24 protein-coding genes and 1 pseudogene are annotated in these 20,709 nt (G+C 71.3%); 10 read left to right on the top strand and 15 right to left on the bottom strand.

Annotated elements, in window-relative coordinates; genetic code table 11:
• Positions 1–35: 35 nt before the first annotated feature.
• From ACVDFE_RS40655 to ACVDFE_RS40675, 5 genes are read right to left on the bottom strand one after another with little or no spacing between them, the layout of a single operon-like run.
• Positions 36–605, bottom strand: a complete 570-nt coding sequence (locus ACVDFE_RS40655; RefSeq protein ID WP_360398103.1) for a 1,2-dihydroxy-3-keto-5-methylthiopentene dioxygenase — start codon at positions 603–605, stop codon at positions 36–38.
• Positions 602–1,201, bottom strand: coding sequence for a methylthioribulose 1-phosphate dehydratase (mtnB, locus tag ACVDFE_RS40660; protein ID WP_360398101.1), 600 nt, complete (start codon positions 1,199–1,201; stop codon positions 602–604). Before mtnB ends, ACVDFE_RS40655 begins: the two co-directional genes overlap by 4 nt.
• Complete coding sequence (gene mtnC, locus ACVDFE_RS40665) at positions 1,198–1,854, bottom strand: acireductone synthase (protein WP_360398099.1); 657 nt, start codon at positions 1,852–1,854, stop codon at positions 1,198–1,200. Before mtnC ends, mtnB begins: the two co-directional genes overlap by 4 nt.
• Complete coding sequence (locus ACVDFE_RS40670) at positions 1,851–2,852, bottom strand: s-methyl-5-thioribose-1-phosphate isomerase (RefSeq protein WP_458434146.1); 1,002 nt, start codon at positions 2,850–2,852, stop codon at positions 1,851–1,853. The genes mtnC and ACVDFE_RS40670 overlap by 4 nt, the downstream gene beginning before the upstream one ends.
• Complete coding sequence (locus ACVDFE_RS40675) at positions 2,852–3,952, bottom strand: acyl-CoA dehydrogenase family protein (protein WP_458434147.1); 1,101 nt, start codon at positions 3,950–3,952, stop codon at positions 2,852–2,854. Before ACVDFE_RS40675 ends, ACVDFE_RS40670 begins: the two co-directional genes overlap by 1 nt.
• Positions 3,953–4,091: 139 nt before the next feature.
• On the opposite strand from ACVDFE_RS40675, the gene ACVDFE_RS40680 reads away from it, so the two are divergent.
• Positions 4,092–4,295, top strand: coding sequence for a cold-shock protein (locus ACVDFE_RS40680; RefSeq protein WP_360398093.1), 204 nt, complete (start codon positions 4,092–4,094; stop codon positions 4,293–4,295).
• On the opposite strand, the gene ACVDFE_RS40685 is transcribed toward ACVDFE_RS40680, so the two are convergent.
• A complete protein-coding gene (locus tag ACVDFE_RS40685) occupies positions 4,288–4,770 on the bottom strand; it encodes a hypothetical protein (RefSeq protein ID WP_458434148.1) in 483 nt (160 codons plus the stop codon). The genes ACVDFE_RS40680 and ACVDFE_RS40685 overlap by 8 nt on opposite strands.
• Positions 4,771–4,912: 142 nt before the next feature.
• On the opposite strand from ACVDFE_RS40685, the gene ACVDFE_RS40690 reads away from it, so the two are divergent.
• The 3 genes from ACVDFE_RS40690 to ACVDFE_RS40700 all read left to right on the top strand — a co-directional run bounded on the left by ACVDFE_RS40690 (position 4,913) and on the right by ACVDFE_RS40700 (position 7,924).
• Positions 4,913–5,137: a hypothetical protein gene (locus ACVDFE_RS40690; protein ID WP_458434149.1), complete on the top strand. Its 225-nt coding sequence runs from the start codon at positions 4,913–4,915 to the stop codon at positions 5,135–5,137.
• Between the two features lie 468 nt (positions 5,138–5,605).
• Positions 5,606–6,814 (top strand): PI-PLC domain-containing protein, encoded by a 1,209-nt coding sequence (locus ACVDFE_RS40695; RefSeq protein WP_458434150.1) that lies wholly within the window; start codon positions 5,606–5,608, stop codon positions 6,812–6,814.
• Positions 6,815–6,844: 30 nt separating this feature from the next.
• Complete coding sequence (locus ACVDFE_RS40700; RefSeq protein WP_360398087.1) at positions 6,845–7,924, top strand: aminotransferase-like domain-containing protein; 1,080 nt, start codon at positions 6,845–6,847, stop codon at positions 7,922–7,924.
• On the opposite strand, the gene ACVDFE_RS40705 is transcribed toward ACVDFE_RS40700, so the two are convergent.
• The gene (locus ACVDFE_RS40705; protein WP_360398085.1) at positions 7,887–8,714 is read right to left on the bottom strand and encodes a glycosyltransferase family 2 protein; all 828 of its coding nucleotides are present in this window, start codon (positions 8,712–8,714) and stop codon (positions 7,887–7,889) included. The two genes, ACVDFE_RS40700 and ACVDFE_RS40705, sit on opposite strands and share 38 nt — an antisense overlap.
• 94 nt (positions 8,715–8,808) lie before the next feature.
• On the opposite strand from ACVDFE_RS40705, the gene ACVDFE_RS40710 reads away from it, so the two are divergent.
• From ACVDFE_RS40710 to ACVDFE_RS40735, 6 genes are all read left to right on the top strand, one after another.
• Positions 8,809–9,387 (top strand): TetR/AcrR family transcriptional regulator, encoded by a 579-nt coding sequence (locus ACVDFE_RS40710; protein ID WP_360398083.1) that lies wholly within the window; start codon positions 8,809–8,811, stop codon positions 9,385–9,387.
• Positions 9,384–10,715 (top strand): FAD-binding oxidoreductase, encoded by a 1,332-nt coding sequence (locus ACVDFE_RS40715; RefSeq protein ID WP_458434151.1) that lies wholly within the window; start codon positions 9,384–9,386, stop codon positions 10,713–10,715. Before ACVDFE_RS40710 ends, ACVDFE_RS40715 begins: the two co-directional genes overlap by 4 nt.
• Before the next feature lie 15 nt (positions 10,716–10,730).
• Complete coding sequence (locus tag ACVDFE_RS40720) at positions 10,731–11,561, top strand: alpha/beta fold hydrolase (RefSeq protein ID WP_458434152.1); 831 nt, start codon at positions 10,731–10,733, stop codon at positions 11,559–11,561.
• A 75-nt stretch (positions 11,562–11,636) separates the two neighbouring features.
• Positions 11,637–12,086 (top strand): MarR family winged helix-turn-helix transcriptional regulator, encoded by a 450-nt coding sequence (locus ACVDFE_RS40725; protein WP_458434153.1) that lies wholly within the window; start codon positions 11,637–11,639, stop codon positions 12,084–12,086.
• Positions 12,083–12,478, top strand: a complete 396-nt coding sequence (locus tag ACVDFE_RS40730; protein ID WP_360398075.1) for a DUF5313 family protein — start codon at positions 12,083–12,085, stop codon at positions 12,476–12,478. Before ACVDFE_RS40725 ends, ACVDFE_RS40730 begins: the two co-directional genes overlap by 4 nt.
• 7 nt (positions 12,479–12,485) lie before the next feature.
• Positions 12,486–12,818, top strand: a complete 333-nt coding sequence (locus tag ACVDFE_RS40735; RefSeq protein WP_360398073.1) for a hypothetical protein — start codon at positions 12,486–12,488, stop codon at positions 12,816–12,818.
• On the opposite strand, the gene surE is transcribed toward ACVDFE_RS40735, so the two are convergent.
• The 8 genes and pseudogenes from surE to ACVDFE_RS40775 all read right to left on the bottom strand — a co-directional run bounded on the left by surE (position 12,781) and on the right by ACVDFE_RS40775 (position 20,704).
• Positions 12,781–13,536 carry a 5'/3'-nucleotidase SurE gene (gene surE, locus ACVDFE_RS40740; protein WP_458434154.1) on the bottom strand — a complete coding sequence of 252 codons (756 nt, stop codon included), beginning with the start codon at positions 13,534–13,536 and terminating at the stop codon, positions 12,781–12,783. The genes ACVDFE_RS40735 and surE overlap by 38 nt on opposite strands.
• 4 nt (positions 13,537–13,540) lie before the next feature.
• Positions 13,541–14,446 carry a 1-phosphofructokinase family hexose kinase gene (locus ACVDFE_RS40745; protein WP_360398069.1) on the bottom strand — a complete coding sequence of 302 codons (906 nt, stop codon included), beginning with the start codon at positions 14,444–14,446 and terminating at the stop codon, positions 13,541–13,543.
• 58 nt (positions 14,447–14,504) lie between these two features.
• The gene (locus tag ACVDFE_RS40750; protein ID WP_360398067.1) at positions 14,505–14,690 is read right to left on the bottom strand and encodes a hypothetical protein; all 186 of its coding nucleotides are present in this window, start codon (positions 14,688–14,690) and stop codon (positions 14,505–14,507) included.
• Positions 14,691–14,714: 24 nt separating this feature from the next.
• Positions 14,715–16,442, bottom strand: a complete 1,728-nt coding sequence (locus ACVDFE_RS40755) for a family 20 glycosylhydrolase (protein ID WP_458434155.1) — start codon at positions 16,440–16,442, stop codon at positions 14,715–14,717.
• Positions 16,439–17,335 carry an ECF transporter S component gene (locus ACVDFE_RS40760; protein ID WP_458434156.1) on the bottom strand — a complete coding sequence of 299 codons (897 nt, stop codon included), beginning with the start codon at positions 17,333–17,335 and terminating at the stop codon, positions 16,439–16,441. Before ACVDFE_RS40760 ends, ACVDFE_RS40755 begins: the two co-directional genes overlap by 4 nt.
• Positions 17,332–18,889: pseudogene (locus tag ACVDFE_RS40765) on the bottom strand (ABC transporter ATP-binding protein). Before ACVDFE_RS40765 ends, ACVDFE_RS40760 begins: the two are co-directional and overlap by 4 nt.
• Positions 18,886–19,917 carry a CbiQ family ECF transporter T component gene (locus ACVDFE_RS40770; RefSeq protein WP_458434157.1) on the bottom strand — a complete coding sequence of 344 codons (1,032 nt, stop codon included), beginning with the start codon at positions 19,915–19,917 and terminating at the stop codon, positions 18,886–18,888. Before ACVDFE_RS40770 ends, ACVDFE_RS40765 begins: the two are co-directional and overlap by 4 nt.
• Before the next feature lie 22 nt (positions 19,918–19,939).
• Positions 19,940–20,704, bottom strand: a complete 765-nt coding sequence (locus tag ACVDFE_RS40775; RefSeq protein WP_458434158.1) for a hypothetical protein — start codon at positions 20,702–20,704, stop codon at positions 19,940–19,942.
• Between the last annotated feature and the right edge of the window lie 5 nt (positions 20,705–20,709).

Consider the following 20,709-nt stretch of genomic DNA (forward strand, 5'->3'; position numbering starts at 1 on the left):
GGAATTCCGGAACAACATTCAGATGGGCGAACTTTTCACATTCCTGAACCGGAGACCAGCTCGTCGAAGGTGGGGAACTTCGTGGCGATGTCGCTGCCGGTGAAGTTGCCGACCCAGCCGTCGTCGTCGTGGAAGAACCGCACCGACACGTAGTCCGGCTTCGTGCCCATGTCGAACCAGTGCGTGGTGTTCGCCGGGACGCTCAGCAGGTCGCCCTCGGTGCACAGCACGCCGTACACCCTGTCGCCGATGTGCAGGTAGAAAACACCGGCGCCACGGGCGAAGTAGCGGTCCTCGTCGTCGTCGTGCGTGTGCTCGGCGAGGAACCGGTTGCGGAACTCGACGGCCTTCGCGCGGTACTCGTCGGTGTCGGCGGGGGTCATCTCCATCGCGTCGACGTAGGTGTAGCCCTCCGTCTCGCTGACGCGGGCGATGTCCTTCTCGTACGCCTGCAACGCGTTCTCGGCCGTCACACCGTCCACGACGGACCAGCGGGAGAACCGCACGCCGTGCTCCTTGAGCGCGGTGGCGACCTCCTCGGGGTCGCTGGTGCGGAGCAGGGTTTCCTCGGGGCCGGAGTCCGGCCACACCGTCAGCAGCGTCATGCGTGCCTCCCCGTGAAGGTTTCCGTGCGCGTCTCCACCTTGAAGCGCAGCAACCACTCCAGGCATTCCAGCCGGTGCCGGGCCTGCACCAGGTCGTCGCCCCAGACGTAGACGCCGTGCCGTGCGACGATCAGCGCGGGCGTGCGCGGGTCGAAGCCCTTCTCGAAGGCGTCGCCCAGCTCGACCATGTCCTGCGAGTTCGGCACGACCGGGACGACCACCTCCTCGTGCGCGTACCGGCCGAAGCCCTTGAGCATCTCCAGGTCCTTGAGCACCACGCCGTCCGGCCAGTGCTCGGCCGCCACGACCGGTGCCAGCGCGTGGACGTGGACGACCGCGCCCGCCCCGGCGACCTTCGCGATGCGGGCGTGCAGGCCCGCCTCGGCGCTCGGGACCTTGTCGCTGTCCACGGCGGCGCCGTTCTCGTCGATCACGACGCTGTCCTCGGCGGTGATCTCGCCCTTGTCGACGCCGCTGACCGTGACCGCGAGCCGCAGCGGATCGCGTTGCAGGACCACGGAGAGGTTGCCCGAGGTGCCGCGCATCCAGCCCATCGCGGCGAACCGGGCGCACTCGCGGGCGAGCTCCGCGGTCACGACAGCTCCCACACCGTCGGGTGCGGCGCGAAGTCGGCGTTGGCGTACGGCTCGCCCGCGCGCGCGACACCGACCGTCTTCCAGCCCGCCTCCTGCGCGGCGTGCAGCTCCGCGGGAACGTCGCTGTAGAAGGTGATGTCGTCGGACCGCAGCGTCTCGGCGATCTTGTGGTACGACGCGGCCTCGCGCTTCGGGCCGGCGTTGACCGTGTCGAAGTGGTGCTCCAGCAACGGGGTCAGGTCGCCGTCGGTGGTGTGCCGGAAGAACGCGACCTGGCCCGCGACCGACCCGCTGGAGAAGATCGCGAGCTTCACGCCCTCGCCGTGCCACTTGCGCATGGCGGGCACGACGTCCGGGAAGAACTCCGCCACCAGGTCGCCCTGCGCGTAGCCCTGCTGCCAGATGAGGCCCTGCAACGTCTTGAGCGGCGTGACCTTCTGGTCGGCGTCCATCCAGTCGTGCAGCGCCTTCACGACGTCGTCGTGACCGGACAGCTCCTTGACCTGCGCGACCGCGTCGGCGACCACCGGGTCGTCGCCGTGCTGCTCGATCCACGGCCCGAGCCGCGGGCGCGCGTAGTCGTAGAGGACGACCAGCACCTGGTCCGTCGCGCTCAGCGTGCCCTCGATGTCGAGCACGACCCACTTGCTCACCGCTGTTCTCCCTCGTAGTACTCGTCCAGCTCCCCGGCGCGGAAGACACCGCGGTCGGTCACCACGTCGGTGACGAACCGCGGCGGCGTCACGTCGAACGCCGGGTACAGCCCCTTCGCCCGCGGCGTGGCACTCGGCCGGCCGAGCACCTGCAGCACCTCGGCGCCATCGCGGTACTCGATCTCCACGTCCTCCGCCGTCGGCGCATCCAGGTCGGGCGCCTGCACCTGGGCGTGGAACGGCACGCCGAACGCGTGCGCGGCCACGGCCAGGCCCAGTGTGCCGACCTTGTTCACCACGTGCCCGTCCATGGTCACCCGGTCGGCCGCCGTGACCAAGGCGTCGACCTCACCGCTCTGCAACACCGCCGCGCCCATGCCGTCGGTGATGAGCGTGGTGTCGACGCCCATCTCGATCAACGTCTCGGCGGTGAGCCGGGCGCCCTGCAGGTACGGGCGGGTCTCCGTGCAGAAGAACTTGAGCCGCTTGCCCCGCCGCTGGGCGGCTTTGACCGTCTCCGTGAGGTAGAGGTCGGCCCAGCAGTGGGTGAGGACGGTCGCGTCGTCGGGCAGCAGGGCCGCGGTGTGCTCGCCGAGCGCGCGGCTCTTGCCGCGGTAGCGCTCGTCCCCGGTGCGGGCGCCGTCGAGCGCCCGGCTGACGTCCCGGTGCTCGTCGACCGCCTCCAGGACGACCGCGGTGGCCTTGCGCAGGGCGTTGTTGGTGCGCCGGGTGTTCTCCAGCACGTGCGCGGTGGCGGCGAGCTGCTGCCTGGCCTGCTCGAACGGCAGGTGTTCGAGGGTGCGGGCCTTGAGCACCATGCCGTAGAGGACGGCGAAGTACGGTCCGGAGGACTGGGTGACCATGTCCTCGACGGCCTTCGCGACCTCCTCGGCCGTCCGGCACAGCACCCACTCGCGTTCGAACGGGAAGCGGCGGCGGTCCAGGACCAGCACGCCCTCGTCGGTGAGCCGGACCGAGTCGGCGAGAACGGGTTCCATCAGCTGTACCCGGTGTGCGCGGGACGGGCACCGGTGAGGAAGTGCTCGCCGACCTCACGGGCCTTGTAGACGACCGGGTCGTGCAACGTGAGCGTGCGCGCGTTGCGCCAGAACCGGTCAACGCCGTACTTGGCCGCCGTGCCGCGCGCGCCGACCTGTTCGAAGATGCGGCTGGTGACGTCGTTGACGAGCTTGGTGCTGACCACCTTGGCGGCGGAGATCTCGACGGCCACCTGCGCGCGCTTCTGCGGCGTGAGGCCCCGGCCCAGCTCACTGGCCTCCCAGAGCAGCTCGGCCGCCCGGTCCGCGAGCAGCCCGGCCGCCTTCGTCTGCGCCACCATCTCGCCGTAGGCGGCGACGACGTACGGGTCCTCGGTCGCGGCGTCGACCCCGCTGACGAACCACGGGCGGGTCTTCGTGCGGGTGTAGTCGGCGGCCTCCTCCAGCGCGCCCTCGGCGATGGCGACGTAGAGCTGCGCGAGCACGAGCTGGAACCCGATCGCGGCGAGGCTGAGCCGCGGGTCCTCGTTCGCCGGCTGCACGCCCAGGACCTCGGAGACCTCGACGTTCTCGAACACGACCCCGCCGGACGCGGTGAGCCGCTGACCGATGTTGTCCCAGTCGTCCAGGTAGGTGATTCCCGTCGCTTTTCCGTCGAGCAGGAAGGTCAGCTTCTCGCCGTTGTCGGTGCGCGTCGCGCTGACCACGATGCGGTCGGCGACGCTCGCGCCGGTGGCGAACGTCTTGCGCCCGTTGAGCAGGAACCCGGAGCCCGTGGGCGTCAGTTCGAGCGCGGCGTCGAGCGGGTTGCTGACCCCGGCCCAGAACTGGTCGTCGTGGCGGGAGAAGGACGTGTCGAACAGGCCGGAACGCCAGACCTGCAGGTAGTGGTACCCGAGGAGGTGCCCGGCGTTGGCGTCGGCGGCCCCGATGACCCGGGTGACCCGCTGCTGCACGGCCCAGTCGCCGACGTTCAGCAGGCCGCTCTGCCGGAGCAGCTCCACCTCCTTGGTGGGCGGCTGGTTGGCCCGGTCCCGGTCCGCCGCGTCGGACCTGAGCGTCGCCGCGACGTCCCGCGCGACGTCCAGCCAGTTCGTCATCCCTGCTCCTCTCGGTGGCACCCGTGCCAACTTACTTCTTCACACCACCGGGCTAACCACGATGTGAGAAGGACGCGGACCTGGCACACTGGGTCCTACCCCGGTCTCCGGGGTTGGCAGACTTTAGGGAGCATTTCGCATGGCGCAGGGCACCGTTAAGTGGTTCAACGGCGAAAAGGGCTTCGGATTCATCGCCCAGGACGGCGGCGGACCGGACGTTTTCGTTCACTACTCGCAGATCTCCGGCAACGGCTTCAAGTCGCTGGACGAGCAGCAGCGCGTGGAGTTCGAGATCGGGCAGGGTCAGAAGGGACCGCAGGCGCAGGACGTCCGCGTCATCTGATTTCGCTCTTGGTGTGACGAAGGGCCCGTTCAGCTCCGCTGAACGGGCCCTTTCGCATGCTCAGGCCTCGGCCGACGACGAGGATGACGGCGAGGACGAGCGCGCCGCCGTCCGTGACCAGCGACGGCAGCATGCCCGCCAGGCCGAACTCCTCTCTCGCGGCCGCCCACATCTCCGGCGGCACCATGAACACCCCGGCGGCTTGGGTGACGTTGACCGCGAGGACCGGCCAGAAGAGCCACCTCGGCGGGCTCTTGCGCAGGGCGAGGACGCCGAGGGCGTTGCCGGCGATGTAGAGACAGCCGACGACGCGGAACGTGGTCAGGAACTGGCCGGCGGTGGCGGGGTCGGCGTTCGCCTTCACCATCATCAGGGTGAGCGTGTGGTGGTTGACGACCACGAACGCGTGCAGTGCCGTGCCGGTGGTGAAGATGATCGAGGCGATGCCGGTCAGCCTCCGCAGCCCGTCGTCCATGGTTCTGATGGTGGCGAGGGGGCGGGGTGGGGGCATCCGGGACGTCCCTGAGGTTTCCCGCGGCTCTGACCTGCGGTTCCCGAAAATGTCAGACCTCGTCGTCATCCTGGGTTCTCCACGACTTCGTGTCCGAGGAGGACCAGTGATCGACAGCACGCACCTCGCCTCCGCCGTCAACGCCAGGGTCGTCCAGCTCGCCCGCTGGACGTGGCGGCACCCGCGGGAGGTGAACCGCCGGGTCGGCGTGAGGTCGCGCCGGGGTGCGACCGAGGGGCAGCTGCGGGAGGCGCTGCGGTACGTGGAGGAGCGGCTGCGTGCCGTGCTGGCCTCGCCGGGGCGAGGAGGTCCGGGAGGGGCGCTGGAGTGAGAAGGCGCTGGAAGGTGGGTCGCCGGGCGGAGGAGGCGCCTGGAAGTGGGCCGCCGGGCTGACGCGTAGCCCGGCGAGGTCTGTGCCGCGCGGAACCCGCGCCGTGCGGCGAGCGACACCGCGGCGAGCGACACCGCGGCGAGCGGCACCGCGGCGAGTGGCACCGCGGCGAGTGGCACCGCGGCGAGTGGCACCGCGGCGAGTGGCACCGCGGCGAGTGGCACCGCGGCGAGTGGCGACTGAGGGAGTCGAACCCTGCGCGGCTTGTGGAGGCGGCGCTCCACACTGGCCCTGACCCTTCGGCTGGGTGACGGCTGCCTTGCTCGCAACCAGGCCCGTGACCAGGCCCTCAACCGGCCCCGCAACCAGGTGCGGCGGGCGGTCCGACGCGCGGAACATCCACAGTGTTAAACGTTCACACTGCTGAAGATGTTTCATGTTTCGCTCATCTAAGTGACGCTGTTCACCATGCGATACCTCCCTGCCATCGCAGCCGCGCTGCTACTGCCCCTGGTGCCCGTCGTCACCGCCTCCCCGGCGGTGGCGGCCCCGAGCGGCACGTTCTACGTCACCGGTGTGCGCACCGGGCTCAACGTCGCCCAGAGCGGCACCGGACTCGCCCTGCACCGCCCGAAGGGCAACGAGGACCACCAGCAGTGGCGGCTCGCCGACGGGAGGTTCGAGAACACCGACTCGCCGGGGCAGTGCATCACCCGCCAGCTCAGCATGGCGCCGTGCTCACAGGGGGACACGGTCCACTCGCTCACGCAGTTCGGTGACCAGTGGGAGGTCTTCGGCCTCGGCGGGGAGACGCGGTGGTACCTCACGCCCGTCACCGGTCGGCAGAACCCGATGCCGGCTGACCCGCGGCTCGACCAGATGACGTTCCTGACGGCCCACAACGCGTATGCGAACGGGGTCGACGGCGGGTTCGCGCCGCCGTTCGTCAACCTCGCCAAGAACCAGACGCGCGGCATCGTGCAGCAGCTGAACGACGGCGTGCGCGGGTTCATGCTCGACATCCACCAGACGCCGGACGGCGCGATCCTCTGCCACAACAGCTGCACGCTCGTCAGCCGGCCCGTGGCGCTCAACGTCGACCTGCAGCGCATGGTCGACTTCCTGCGGAACAACCGCCAGGAGATCATCACGGTCTTCCTGGAGGACTACGTCGACGCCGCCACGCTGCGCGCCGAGCTGCGCAAGGTCAACGGGCTCAACGACGTGCTGTACCGGGCCGAGGGCGTGAAGGAGAACGGCTGGCCGACGCGCAGCCAGCTCCAGAGCGCGAACAAGCGGTTGATCGTCTTCACCGACCACGACAAGGACGGGCGCGAGGACACCGGTGTGCTGTACCAGCGGGACTGGACCGTCGAGAACTACTGGTCGATGGGGCCGGGGGTGGGCGCGTCCGACTGGTCCTGCTACAGCCGATGGGCTGAAAAACCGCTCACGGCCACCGACCGGTTCCAGCCGCTGTTCGTCATGAACCACTTCCGGGACGTGCCGTTCACGAACACCGCCACGACGGACAACGAGAAGGTGCTGAACCGGGCGCAGCAGTTCTGCCAGCCCGCGGCGCGGAAGAAGCCGAACTACCTGTCGGTCGACCTCTACCACCTCGGTGGCGCGAAGAGCGCGGTCGACCAGCTCAACGCATACGCATACGCGCCGTAGCCCAAATAGTGGGAGTTGTACGCTCCGCGCATGGCCTCGATCCTGTTCACGCGCGGAGCGCCCTCTCTCGACATCATCGACCAGGAAGGTCTGCGCGAAGCAGCGCAGAAAGCCTTCACGGACGACCCCGGCGGCACCTTCGCGTACGGAACGAGCGTCGGCTACGTGCCGCTGCGGACCTGGCTCGCGGAGCAGCACGGGGTCGAGCCGGAGCAGGTGCTCGTCACCAACGGGTCGATGCAGGCCGACGCGTTCCTGTTCGAGCTGCTCGTGGGCGAGGGCGACGACGTCGTGGTCGAGGCGCCGACCTACGACCGCACGCTGCTGAACCTGCGCCAGCGCGGCGCGAAGGTCCACGCGATCGAGCTGCAGACCGACGGCATCGACGTCGACGCGCTGGAGAAGCTGCTGGAGAGCGGTGTGCGGCCGAAGCTCGCGCACATCATCCCGAACTTCCACAACCCGGCCGGCTACACGCTGTCCGCGGCCAAGCGGGCGCGGCTGCTGGAGCTCGCGGCCCGGTACGACTTCGTGCTGTTCGAGGACGACCCGTACGTGAAGGTGCGGTTCGAGGGCGAGCCGCTGCCGACGATGCTGTCGCAGGACGAGAACGAGAAGGTCGTCTACGCGTCGTCGTTCTCGAAGACCATGGCGCCCGGCATCCGCTGCGGGTACCTGGTGGGGCCGAAGTCCGTCATCAAGGCGGTCCAGGACATCGCCACCACCACGTACATCTCGCCGAACATGGTGGCGCAGTCGATCGTGAACTCGTACTGCCGGTCCGGTCGCCTCGACGAGTCGGTCGTCAACGTGCGCACCGCGCTGCGCGCCCGCCGGGACGCGCTCGTCGCGGCGTTGCGGCGGGAGCTGCCCGAGGCCGTGTTCACGGCGCCGCAGGGCGGCTACTTCATGTGGGTCGAGCTGCCGGGCGTGTCGATCGAGAAGCTGTTCCCGGTCGCCAAGGAGCACGGCGTCGAGTTCGTGAAGGGCTCCGACTTCCTGCTGGAGGGCGGCGACAACGAGATGCGCCTCGCGTTCTCGGGTGTCACGCCGGAGCAGATCGACGAGGGCATCACGCGCCTCGCCGCGGCGGTCCGCTCGCTTTCCTGATCTGCGCCTCCAGGTGCTCCGGCAACGCGCTGCGCTGCCGGAGCGCCTGGCGCAGGCGGGGCACGGCCGCGCGGAACGCCACCGGGTCCCGCAGCGAGTCCGCCAGTGCCCGGCTCACGGGCCTGCGCATCCACGACGTCAGCACGGCGTTGCGCCGTTCGACGATCTCCCCTCCCTGCTCGCGGTGCGGTGACGGGTGGTGGTGCGCCACCACGTCCTCGACGTAGCAGAGCGCCCAGCCCGCTGCCGCGAGGTCCCACGCCAGCAGCGTCTCCTCGCCGCGGAAGAACAGCAGCGCGCTGAACCCGCCGACCTCCTCGAACGCCTGCCGCCGCACGATCGCCGAGCAGGCCAGGAACCCCAGCACCGCGGGCCCCGCCACGCCCTGACCGAGCGGGCTGTCGCGCAGCAGCGGTGTGATCGGGTCCGGTCTCTCCTCAGGACCGACGAGCGTGCGGCCCGCGATCACGGCGAGGTCCGGGTGGTCGTCGAAGATCCGCTCGGCCCGCTCGAACGCCCCCGGCGCCCACCACGAGTCGTCGTCCGCGAACGCCACGTACGGCGTGCGCGCGGCCAGCACCCCGGCGTTGCGACCGGCCGCACCGCGGTTGACCGGCGACTGCAACACCCGGACCAGCGGGAACTCGGCCCGCACGCGTGCGGCGGTGTCGTCGGTGGAGGCGTTGTCGACCACGATCACCGGCACCCGCGACGGGCTGAGGTGCGCGAGGGTGCGCAGCAGGCTGTCGGCGCGGTTCCGCGTGGCGATGACGACGGTCGTGCGGGGCATGCAGGTCGTCTACCCCAGAACCCGCACCCCACACTCTGACAGTTCCTGCCAGAAAATCTGGCAGTTGCTGACATTTCGCGCTAGGTTGAGCCGCGTGGAGACGCTCACCGGCCGCGCCGCGAAGGACCTGCGCACCCGCCTCGCCATCCAGCAGGCGGCCATCGAGCTGTGCCTGGAGCACGGGTTCGCGGCGACCTCGACCAAGGCGATCGCCGACCGGGCCGGGGTGTCCGAGCGGACGCTGTTCCGCACGTTCGGCAGCAAGGCCGCGATCTTCTGGTACGACGCGTTCCTCAGCCGGGTCGTCCGCGCGCTGCGGCCGGGCCCGGACCCCGTCGCGGCACTGGTGGACGCGGTTCGCGCCGCGGTCGGCACGATCACGCCGGAGCAGTGGGCGCTCAAGCTCGGCCGCCGCGAGGTGATCCTGCGGGAACCGGACCTCATCGCCACCGGTACCCGGGAGCTCAACGCGGGTGCCGAGAGCATCGCCGCGCTGCTCACACCCCCGCTCGCCTCCCCCGCGCAGGCCTTCGACCTGCTGCTCTTCGCGCGGTTCGCGGTGGCGGGGTTCGGCGTCGTGCCGTTCCACGCGGACACGACTCCGGCAGAGTGGGGTGCGGAACTGGAACGCGTGGCGCACAAGGCCGCGCACGGCGCGTTGGAGCGGTCATGACCTTGCCGAACCTGATCACCGACCCGAACTCGCTCGTGAACCTGAGCCACGACGAGGCCGAGTGGGCGCCCGCGGGCACGCCCTGGGCCGCGTTCCGGCCGCAGTCCACGGCGGAGGTCCAGGAGGCGGTGCGGCACTGCGCCGCCCACAACGTCCCGATCGTGCCGCGCGGTGCGGGTACCGGGCTGTCCGGCGGGGCGAACGCCGTCGACGGCTGCCTCGTGCTCGACCTCAGCCGGATGGACCGGGTGCTGGAGATCGACCAGGAGAACCTGCTCGCCGTCGTGCAGCCCGGCGTGGTGAACGACGACCTCAAGAAAGCCGTTGCCGCGCAGGGGCTCTGGTACCCGCCGGACCCGGCCAGCTCGCCGTGGTCGACCATCGGCGGCAACGTCGCCACGAACGCCGGCGGCCTGTGCTGCCTGAAGTACGGCGTGACCCGCGACTACGTCCTCGGCCTGGAGGTCGTGATGGGCGGGCCCGTCGAGTACGGCACGGCGGTCCGGCTGGGGCGGCGCACCACCAAGGGCGTCGCCGGGTACGACCTGACCAGCCTGCTGGTCGGCTCGGAGGGCACGCTCGGCGTCGTCACCGAGATCACCCTGCGGCTGCGCCCCGCGCCCGCACCGCAGGCCACCGTCGTCGGCGCGTTCGCCGGACTCGTCGCCGCGGGTGACGCGGTCGCGCTGTGCACCCGCCGCGGCCTGCAACCGGCGGCGCTGGAGCTGGTCGACCGCGCGTGCCTGCGGGCCGTCGAGGACTGGAAGCGCCTGGGCATCGAACCCGACACCGAGGCCATGCTGCTGGCCCGCGCCGAGACCGCCGCGGACGCCGACGGCCTGGCCAGCGCGTTCACCGAGGCCGGCGCCGTGTGGACCGAGCGGTCGACCGACTCGACCGAGGCCGAGGCGCTGTTCGCCGCCCGCCGCCTCGCCTACCCGGCGCTGGAACGCCTCGGGCCGCTGCTGACCGAGGACGTGTGCGTGCCGCGGTCGGCCGTGCCCGCGATGCTCGCGCGGATCGTGGAGATCGGTGCGCGGCACGGCGTCCAGGTGGCGACCATCGCCCACGCCGGCGACGGCAACCTGCACCCGATGCTCGTCACCCCGCCCGGCGACGACAACGCGCGCATCGCCGCGCAGGCCGCGTTCACCGACATCATCGACGCCGCGCTCGCACTCGGCGGCACCGTCACCGGCGAGCACGGCGTGGGCCTGCTCAAGCGCGACGGCATGATCCGCGAGCTCGGCCCCGACGTGTGCGCCGTGCAGGACGCCGTCAAGCACACCCTCGACCCGTTGCGCATCTTCAACCCGGGCAAGGCCTGAGAGGAGCTCCGGCACATGCTGCACCACGTCCCCGTCACCGGCGGGACCCTGACCGTCGAGGTGGTGGACGGCGACACCGCACCCGTGCTCGCCGTCCACGGCCTGACCAGCAACCGCAAGCTGTGGAGCTGGGTCGCCGCGCACGGCTTCACGCTGGTGGCACCCGACCTGCGCGGCCGTGCCGACAGCGTGGCACTGACGGGCTCGTCGCTCCGGCAGCACACCGACGACATGGTGCGCGTGCTGGACGCGTTGGAACTCGACGCGGTGACGGTGTGCGGCATGTCCATGGGCGCGTACGTCGGCGTCGACCTCGCCGTGCGCCATCCGGACCGGGTGCGCGCGCTCGTTCTCGTGGACGGCGGTCTGCCCATGCCCGCGCACGCCGCCATGACCCCCGAGCTGATCGAGGCCGCGTTCGCTCCGCAGCTCGCCGTCCTGGACCGGACCTGGACACCGGACGGCTACCTCGCCGCGAACGCCGCCGCGAACCCGCTCATCGACCCGGCCGACCCGCTGCAGCGCGCGTACTTCGCCCACGACCTGTCCCCCGACGGCCACCGCAGGCTCGACCGGGCCACCGTCCTCGCCGACGCGCGCGACACCGTCCTCGGCACCTCGCCCTGGCGCTCGCTGACCGTGCCGACGTGGTTCGTGCACGCCGGGTGGAGCACCGGGCCGGACACCCCGCCCGCCTACTCGGCGCAGGACGCGGCCGGGTTCCGCGCGGCGCTGCCCGTGCTGCACGAGCCGGTGCTGATCCCCGAGGTCGACCACGGGGGCACGGTGATGACGGCCGCCGGTGCCGCGGTGACGGCCGGGGTGCTGACCGAAGCGCTGAGGTAGGGCCTGGAGCGGGGAACGTCTCCCCCGCCACACCCGCTGGACCGCAGACACGCCCCCGAGATACTGTGTGCACAAATGATTAGCACGCCAAGTATCCCGGAGAACCCCCTTGAGCTGGAGCGGCAGGTCTGCTTCGGGCTCACGGTGGCCAGCCGCACGGTGATCGCGGTCTACCGGCCGATCCTCGAACCCCTCAACCTCACCCACCCGCAGTACCTGGTGATGCTGGCCCTGTGGGAGCGGTCGCCGCGCACGGTGAAGGACCTCTCCACGGCCCTGCAGCTCGACCCCGGCACCCTCAGCCCGTTGCTGAAGCGGCTGGAGGCCATCGGGTACGTCGAGCGGCAGCGCGACAAGGCCGACGAGCGCGCGCTGGCGCTGACCCTCACCGAGCAGGGGCAGGAGCTCAGGAACGAGGCGCTGAAGATCCCCTTCAAGGTCGTCGAGCAGCTCGGCATGTCGTTCGAGGAGCTCGCCCAGCTGAACGAGGTGCTGCGCAAGGTGATCGCGAAGGCCACGGCATGAACCCCGCGCTGAAGCTCTGGTACTACGCCGGTGGGCGCGTGCCGCAGAAGCACCGCGCGTTCGTCTACGACGACGTGACCGGTCCGAAGTGGTTGCTGCGCTTCACGCTCCGCAGCCTGGTGCAGGTCACGCCGCTGACGACGGCCATCACGCTGGCGCTCGTGTTCGGGCTCGGGTCGCCGTGGCCGCTCGCCATCGCGTGCGGTGCGCTGGGATTCGTTGTGGGCCTTTACTTCGCGTTGTCCTACGCACCCGAAAGCGTGGATTACCGCCTCACGAAGTACGGGTATCCCAGAGGAACAGCGACCGCAGGCCGTCGAGAGCGCAATGCCGCGCAGGACCGCGAAAGCCAAGCGAAGTACGACGCGGTGTGGCGGCGATCCGAAGGGTAGGGCGACCATGGCCTTGGCGACGACCGACCGCTTCCGGTTCACCAGGCCACAGGCGCTCACCCTCACGGCCGGGGTGTTCCAGCTCGTCTTCGGGTGGCTCGACCTGTTCGGGCTCGACCCGAACTACCACGTGCTGCAGATCGGCGTCGGCGCGCTCGGCGTCGTCATGGCGTGGCGGCTCGACCTGGCGCGGATGTACGGCCTCCTGCTGCTCGTGTCGTTCGGCTTGCTGGCGTTCTACGTCGACGACATCACGGCCGAGAGCTTCCTGGAGGTGCGGACCGCGCTGATCGGGCTCGTGATCACGCTGGCCAGGGCGGCAAAGGGCGCTCGACGCTAGTGTCGCGCTCCACCGAGCGCAGCGCGGTCAGCGTCGCGTAGCCCTCGCCGAGCAGCGCGGCGTCCGTGCCGGGTGCGGGTGACTCCTCGGAGTACACGGCGACGAGCTCGACCTCGTTCTCGCCGGCCTCGTCCACGCGGCTCTGCACCGTGCCGAACCGGGCCAGCTCCGCCCAGCGGAGTCCGCGCACGTCACCGGCGTTCGGCACGTTGAGCGAGAGCACCGTCGCATCGGGCATCTCCCCCAGCAGCGGCAGCACGACGCGTGCCAGCTCGCCCGCCTTGTCCCACAGCGGTTCGGGGTGGTCCAACCCGACGTCGAGCGACACCGCGAGCGCGGACACGTCGTTCACGTGCGCGGTCAGGGCAGCGCCGACGGTGCCGGAGTGCAGGACGGCGCGTCCGACGTTCGCGCCCAGGTTGATGCCGGAGAGCAGCACGTCGGGCTTGCCGCCCAAACCGCCCTGGCAGGCGATCAGCGAGATCAGGCCGGGGTGGGCGGCGACCGCCCACGCCTCGACGTCGAGACCGGGCAGGTCACGGCGTTCGCTGACCACCCTGCCGGTGTCGCCGACCGCCGCCACCGAGGCGCTGGTGCCGCTGGCCTGCTGGGCCGGTGCCGCGACGACCACCTCGTAGCCCAGTGAGACCGCGGCCTGCGCCAGCACCAGCAGGCCGGGCGAGTCGATTCCGTCGTCGTTGGTGATCAGCGCGCGCATCCGCTCATTCCTCGATCGGCTCCAGTTCCACGCGTTTGCTCAGCTCCCGCACCGCGTCGCCGCTCCCGCTGCCGAGACCGTGGCGCGTCACGTTGACCGCGCCCGCGGCGGCGCCGAGCTTCACCGCGTCCTCCAACGACATACCCAGTGCGAGGCCCGCTGAAATCCCCGCGGTCATGGAGTCGCCCGCGCCCCGCGTGTCGACCGGCTGCAACTGGGGCATCTTCACGAAGTACAGCTTGTCCTCCAGCAGGGCCAATGCCGGTTCGTCCGCACGGGAGACCACCACGCCGTGGACGCACGACTCGGCGAGCTCGCGGCACTTCGCGATGAGCTTGGGCACGTCCTCCTCGCCCAGCTCCTCGTGGCTGACCTTCACGACGTGCGGGCCGCCGCGCACGGCCTCGGCCAGCCGGTCGCCGGCGAGGTCGACGATCACGCGGCAGCCGTTGCTGGTGAGGTCGGCGGTGAGGCGGTGGTAGACGTCGTGCGGCAGCACCCGGTCGTCGGACGGGCCGCTCAGCACGGCCGTGCCGGCGCGGATGCCCTCGATCAGGGCCAGCTCGTAGACGTCGTCGAGCTCGTGGCGGGACAACGCGTCCGGGAGCATCTCGACCACCTCGGACCGGCTTCCGTCGCGGCGGTCGTGCACGTAGGCGCCGTTGCGCGCGGCGACATCACGTGCGCGCAGGTCGACGTGCTCGCCTTCCAGCAACGTGCGCAGCACACGTCCGGTCTCGCCGCCGAAGGTCGCGCACACGACGGCTTCGACACCCAACGCGGCGATCATCCTGGACTGCCAGAAACCCTGGCCGCCCGCGTGCAGGTGCACGTCGGGCTCACCGTCGAGGTCCTCGACGGTGACGGTCAGTTGAGGGGACGGGGCGAATACGGCAACTCGGGCATCCACGGCATCCTGGTACCCGGTGCGGGCGAACACTATTCACCCGCACCGGATAAATCGGACATCACGCGCCGGAACCGCCGGTCGGGTCGTCGCCGTCCTGCGGTGCGGGCGCGCCACCCGGTGCCATCTTCTCGTCGGCGCGCCACTCGCCCGGTTGCGTCATCTCGCGGTACTCGTCCACCTCCTGCGGGGTCGGGTCGACACCGACCTCTTCGGCGAACTCCTCGGCTTCTTCCGGATCAGTCATGTCCGGCGGAGTACCCAGAAGCGCTCAACACACGCCGCCGTCGCGCCACGCACCCCACTGCCCGGTGGTTCCCGGCTCCTCGCCCCGCGTCCACCACTGCGCGATCCACCTGTGGCCGCCGTGCGAAACGACGTTGCCGCCGCTGTAGGCCTTGTCGCGGTCCCACGCGGGCTCCGCGCACGGGCCGGGCCCAGGGCCACCGGTGTCCCACGGGACCTGGGCGGACCGGTAGAAGTTGATGCCCATGGTGGTCCAGCGCGGGCCGTGGCTGCCCAGGCGCACCTTGAACTGGTCCCAACTGTGCGTCAACCACGGCGACCAGGCCAGCTCGGCAATCGCCGCGAGCCGCGGGAACGCCAGGTACTCGACGTCGTTCGAGGTCGCGACCGTCTCGGTCCACAGTGGAGCCTCGACGCCCTGGACGGCGGACTCGGGGACGCCGCTCAGGTGCGTGCCGGGGTTCCAGTCGTACGCGGTCTGGACCTCGATCAGGCCCGCCCACGTCAGGCCGATCGGCGTGCTGGAGTTGTACTTCATGTCCAGGTACGCCTTGTTCGCGGGCGACATGACGACCTTGTTGCCGCGCGCGACCGCCGCCTGCACCGTCGCGTTGGCCGTGGAGGTGCCCCAGTACTGCGGGATCGCGGCGGTGTCGGTCGTCGTCTTCACGAACTCGTGCCAGCCGAGCACGGTCTTGCCGTACTTCTTGACGATCGGCAGGGCGCGGTCCATGAACGCCTTGTAGTCGGCGTCGGTGGTCGCGTGCGCCTCGTCGCCGCCGATGTGGAAGTACGGGCCGGGGGTCAGCGCCGCGATCTCGCGGACCACGTCGTCGACGAACCTGTAGGTGATGTCCTTGCTGACGCACAACGAGGAGTAGCCGACCTCGATGTCGGTGCGCAGCGGCGGGGCCTGACCGGTGCAGTTGAGCTCCGCGTACGAGGAGAGCGCCGCGTTGGTGTGGCCCGGCAGGTCGACCTCCGGGATGACCGTGATCTTGCGGGCCGCCGCGTACTGCACGATCTCGCTGTACTGGGCCTTGGTGTAGAAGCCGCCGGGGCCGCCGCCGACCTGCGTGCTGCCGCCGTGGGAGGTGAGCCGCGGCCAGCTGTCGACCACGATCCGCCAGCCCTGGTCGTCGCTCAGGTGCAGGTGGAGGTAGTTGATCTTGTAGAGCGCGAGCTGGTCGAGGTAGCTCTTGACCGAGGCGACGGGGTGGAAGTGCCGTGCCACGTCCAGCATCGCGCCGCGGTAGGAGAACCGCGGGTGGTCGACGATCAACGCACCCGGCACGGTCCACGGACCGGGCTGCGCGGTCGTGCTCTCCACCTTGGCGGGCAACAGCTGCCGCAACGTCTGCACACCCGCGAACAGACCCTCGGAGGTGTTGGCGCGAATGGTGATCGCGGACGCGGCCACGTCGAGCTGGTACCCCTGCTGCCCCACGGTGCCCGGCGCACCGGAGAGCAGGAGCGCGATGCCGTCGGCGGGCGTGCCGGTCGTGTCGGACACCGGCAGCGCGAATCCGGTCGACGGCCGCAGCACGCCGGCCAGGAAGTCGCCCACGTCCCGTGCCGCCGGAGCGGTGTAGACCTTGGTGGTGGCGGTCAGCGCGTGCGTGACGCCGGCACGTGCCTGCACGGAGACCGGGACCGGCACCAGGCCCTGCAACGGTTCCGCGGCCTGCGACTGCGCGCTGACGGAGAGCGCGGCGGTCACGGTGATGACCGCGGCGAGAACACGAGTTCTCACGACTCCTCCTCCGAGTCGGGGGCGGCGGCCCGACTCACAGGGTGGTCACACCTCCCGATTGCCGTCAATGGTCTGAGCCAATTCCGGCCGGTCGCGACCGGGCAGGAAGGCCGCCTTCCTGCCCGGTCGCGACCGGGCAGGAAGGCCGCCTTCCGCGCCGCCCGGCGCAACGTCCTGAGCAGCACCGGCCCCGTCACCGCGACGAGCACGGCGGTGGTGGCGGCGCGCCCGAGGTCCCAGCCGAGCGAGGTGGCGAGGGTGAACGCGGCGAGCTTCACGAGGTTCTGCGCGGCGGAGGCCTCCGGGTCGAAGCTGACGCTCGTGCCCTCGCCGGCCGCGAACGGCCAGAACGACAGGTTCAGCAGGAACCCGTAGACCAGCGAGCTGACCACCCCGTACCCGGCGAGCAGCGCGATCTCCGCCTTGCCGCGCCACTGCGGCAGCAGCCCGGCCCCGAGCGCGACCCAGGCTGCGCCGAGCATCTGGTACGGCAGCCACGGCCCGACGCCGCCGGTCAGCAGGGCGGAGGCGAACAACGTCGTGTTGCCCAGCACGAACCCGAACCCCGGCCCGAACACCCGCCCGCCGAGAACCATGAGGAAGAAGACCGTCTCGATGCCGGCGGTGCCCGCACCGAGCGGCCGGATGGCGGCACCGAGCGCCGACAGCACGCCGAGCATCGCGACCGCCTTGGAGTCCATGCCGCGGTCGCTGATCTCCGCGAGCACCACGGCCAGCACCACCGGCAGCAGCAACGCGAACGTCCACGGCGCGTCACCACCACGTGCGAGGTCACTGGTCGGCGCGATGAACAACGGCCACGTGAACGCGGCCAGCCCGAGAACCCCGGAGATCGCGAGCGCGACGGCCGAGCGGGTGCGGAGGGCGATCATCGCGCTGCCTCGACCTCCTCCACGGTCAACCACGGCCCGAGGACCTTGCTGACCTGCGGCGCGAACACCGGCGACGACGTGACCACCGCACGCGCGGGCCCGTCCGCGACGACCTCGCCGTCGGCCAGCACCACCACGCGCGTCGCGAACTCCGCGACGAACTCGACGTCGTGGGTGGCCAGGACGACCGCGCTCCCCAGACCTGCGAGCACCCGCGCGAGCGCGGCCTTGGCCGGGTAGTCGAGACCGCGGGTCGGTTCGTCGAGCAGCAACACCCGCGGGGTGCCGGTCAGCATGACCGCGAGCACGAGCGCGAGCCGTTGCCCCTCGGACAGATCACGCGGGTGCGTCCCGTCGGGGACGTCGGCCAGTCCGTCCAGCACCGCGCGGCACGTCCCCGCGGGGCGGCCGGACTCGCGGTCGGCCTGGGCGCACTCGTCGGCGACGGTCTCCAGGTAGAGCAGGTCGCTCGGCTGCTGGGGGACCAGGGCGACGGTGCGGCGGCGCTCGGCGGGCTTGAGGGTCTTCGGGTCGGTGCCGGCGACGGTGACGGTGCCGGAGGTGCGGCGGCCGCTGCCCTGGGCGGCCCACAGGAAGGTGGACTTGCCGGAACCGTTGCGGCCCATCAGCGCCACGCGTTCGCCGTGCGCGACCTGGAGGGAAACGTTGCGCACGGCGTGGACGTCGCCGTACTTGACGACGACCTGGTCGACCGCAAGGGCGGTGTCACCGCGTGGTGCCGTTGCAGCAGGTGGTTCGGTGAGCCGGGCCCTGAAGTCCTTGGCCATGCGGCGCGCGTCCCGGACCGAGACCGGCACCGGCGTCCACCCCGCCAGCTGCGCCAGGCGCACCACGGGCGGGGCGACCGGGGCCTTGGCCAGGGTCGCGCCCACGTCCCCCAGCTCGCCGCCCGGCAGGAGCAGCGCGGAGTCGGCGTACTGGGCCACGCGTTCGAGGCGGTGTTCGGCGATCACGACGGTCATGCCGAGGTCGTGCACCAGGCGTTGCACGGCTGCCAGGACGTCCTCGGCGGCGCCGGGGTCGAGGGCGGAGGTGGGTTCGTCGAGCACCAGGACGCGCGGGTGGGCGGTGAGGGCGGCGCCGATGGCGACGCGTTGTTGCTGGCCGCCGCTCAGGGTCGCGAGTGGACGGTCGCGCAGGTCCGCGATGCCCAGCAGGTCCAGGGTTTCCTCCACCCGCTTGCGCATGACGTCGCCGGGCAGGCCGAGGGACTCCATGGAGTAGGCCAGCTCGTCCTCGACGTTGTCCGCCACGAAGCCCGCCTGCGGGTCCTGGCCGACGAAGCCGACCACGTCGGCGAGTTCGCGGGGTGGGTGGTGGGCGGTGTCGCGGCCGTCGACGAGGACGCGGCCCTCCAGGGTGCCGCCGCTGAAGTGCGGGACGAGGCCGTTGATCGCGCGCAGGAACGTCGACTTGCCCGCGCCGGTGCGGCCGACGACCAGGCAGAGCTTCTCCCTCGGGGATCTCCGCGGACAGGCCGGTGAGCACCGGGGTGCCGGTGTAGGTGATGGTGACGTCCTCGAACCTGATCATCGTTCCCTCGCGATCCCCAGCGGTGCCAGCGCCACCAGCACGGCCAGCGCCGGTGCGAGCGGTAGTTCGGGTGCCTGCAGCGGGACCGTCGCCGGCGACAGCGCCGGGTCGGTCGAGAGCACCAGTGCCGCGGCGCTCGCCACGCCGCTCAGCGCCACGGCGACCGCGCGCGGGGTCCAGCAGTCGGGGCGGTAGCGGGTGCGCGGCACCCGGCGGGCGCCGACCAGCAGGCCCGCGACGGCCAGCAGCACGCCGAGCGCGAGCAGGGGCCAACCGGAGTAGGCGTCGGCGAGCAGGCCGTACGTGCCGATGCAGAGGCCGAAGAGGCCCGCCAGGACCAGTGCGCCGGTCACCGCGCGGTCGCGGCGCGAGATGCCGGCGGTGCGGCCGTAGCCGCGCGAGTCCATGGAGGCGGCGAGGACGAGCGAGCGTTCCAGCGCGTCCTCCAGCACCGGCACCAGCAGCGTGCGGATCGCGTGCACGCCGTGGGCCGTGTCACCGCGCAGCTGACGGGCCTTGCGAACCGAACGCGCCGACGACACCAGTTGCGGCGCAACGGTCAGCGCCACCACCACGGCCACGCTCACCTCGTACAGCGCGGCGGGCAGGGAGCGCAGGAGGCGTTTCGGGTTGGCGAGGGCGTTCGCGGCGCCGACGCAGCTCAGGATCGTGGCGAGCAACAACCCCTGGTACAGCGCGAAGACCAGCCCCTCCGCGGTCACCGGTCCGCCGATGCGGATGCCCTGGGCCCAGTCCGGCAACGGGACCTGCGGCAAGGTGAACAACGTCGTCGGGCCCGCGATGCCGCCGAGGACCACGTGCAGCAGCACCCGCAGGCCGATGACCAGCAGCCCGAACTTGAGGAACACGCCATAGGTTCCCGCCCACGGCGTGTTCGCGCGGCACGTCACGACCACGACCCCCGCCACCGCCAGGACCAGGCCCAGCAGCAACGGGTTCGTGGTGCGGCTGGCGGCGGTGGCCAGGCCCAGGGCCCACAGCCACCACGCGCCGGAGTGGAGCCTCACGCCGCGGACCCCCGCCGAGCGCTCACTCTTCCGCGCTGCGCCGGCGACGGGCCACGAGCAGTCCCGCAACGACCAGCGCGCCGATCGCCAGCACGCCGAGCACCGTCCACAACGGACTACCCGGCTCCCGGTCCTGCTGCTGCGCCTTCTCCTCGACCGCGGCCGAGGTCACAGCGGCGGACGTGCTCGAAGACGGCTCCGAAGCCGACGCCGAAGTCGTCGCGGCAGAGGACGGGGGCGGTGCAGTGGTGGACGGCTGCCCGGCAGGCGGGGTCACGGGGACCTGCGGCGGTGCGGGCGGTTGCTGGGCCGGAGGCTGCTGGGCAGGCGGTTGCTGAGCGGGCGGCTGCTGGACCGGTGGCTGTGGGGCGGGTGCGGCCGGCGGGGCGATCCCCGGCTGCTCCCCCGCCCCGAACGCCCACCCCTCGACGCTGCCGCGAGCCGGCACGTAGGTCGCCGCGCCCTGGTTGCTGTAGGACCACGAACCACCGGCTGAGGCGTGCCAGTACGACCAGTACGCGGTGGCGGGCGAGGTGGTGACGCACCTGTCGGTGTCGGTGCCCGGCCTGCCGTTGATGCGGCAGACGAACCCCTGCTGCCGTGACGCGTAGGCGTAGCTGAACCCGGCCGCCGCCAGCGCCGCCACCCCGGAACCCGGACTGCCCGCCGCGCACCCCTGCTGCACACCACCGCCGAGACCGCGGAAGTCGACGACGACGGTCACGCCGTCACAGCCCGCCGCCTGAGCCGGCACCGGGACCGCCGCGGCGATCACCAGTGCCAGCACGCAGA

This window comes from Lentzea chajnantorensis (assembly GCF_054300775.1).

Coding starts and splice junctions, on each gene's coding strand:
- ACVDFE_RS40705 (WP_360398085.1), bottom strand. CDS start 8,714: ATGCCCCGCACGACCGTCGTCATCGCCACGCGGAACCGCGCCGACAGC.
- ACVDFE_RS40720 (WP_458434152.1), top strand. CDS start 10,731: ATGCTGCACCACGTCCCCGTCACCGGCGGGACCCTGACCGTCGAGGTG.
- ACVDFE_RS40655 (WP_360398103.1), bottom strand. CDS start 605: ATGACGCTGCTGACGGTGTGGCCGGACTCCGGCCCCGAGGAAACCCTG.
- ACVDFE_RS40750 (WP_360398067.1), bottom strand. CDS start 14,690: ATGACTGATCCGGAAGAAGCCGAGGAGTTCGCCGAAGAGGTCGGTGTC.
- ACVDFE_RS40675 (WP_458434147.1), bottom strand. CDS start 3,952: ATGACGAACTGGCTGGACGTCGCGCGGGACGTCGCGGCGACGCTCAGG.
- ACVDFE_RS40735 (WP_360398073.1), top strand. CDS start 12,486: ATGGCCTTGGCGACGACCGACCGCTTCCGGTTCACCAGGCCACAGGCG.
- ACVDFE_RS40760 (WP_458434156.1), bottom strand. CDS start 17,335: ATGATCGCCCTCCGCACCCGCTCGGCCGTCGCGCTCGCGATCTCCGGG.
- ACVDFE_RS40670 (WP_458434146.1), bottom strand. CDS start 2,852: ATGGAACCCGTTCTCGCCGACTCGGTCCGGCTCACCGACGAGGGCGTG.
- ACVDFE_RS40680 (WP_360398093.1), top strand. CDS start 4,092: ATGGCGCAGGGCACCGTTAAGTGGTTCAACGGCGAAAAGGGCTTCGGA.
- surE (WP_458434154.1), bottom strand. CDS start 13,536: ATGCGCGCGCTGATCACCAACGACGACGGAATCGACTCGCCCGGCCTG.
- ACVDFE_RS40725 (WP_458434153.1), top strand. CDS start 11,637: ATGATTAGCACGCCAAGTATCCCGGAGAACCCCCTTGAGCTGGAGCGG.
- ACVDFE_RS40685 (WP_458434148.1), bottom strand. CDS start 4,770: ATGGACGACGGGCTGCGGAGGCTGACCGGCATCGCCTCGATCATCTTC.
- ACVDFE_RS40730 (WP_360398075.1), top strand. CDS start 12,083: ATGAACCCCGCGCTGAAGCTCTGGTACTACGCCGGTGGGCGCGTGCCG.
- ACVDFE_RS40695 (WP_458434150.1), top strand. CDS start 5,606: ATGCGATACCTCCCTGCCATCGCAGCCGCGCTGCTACTGCCCCTGGTG.
- ACVDFE_RS40715 (WP_458434151.1), top strand. CDS start 9,384: ATGACCTTGCCGAACCTGATCACCGACCCGAACTCGCTCGTGAACCTG.
- ACVDFE_RS40700 (WP_360398087.1), top strand. CDS start 6,845: ATGGCCTCGATCCTGTTCACGCGCGGAGCGCCCTCTCTCGACATCATC.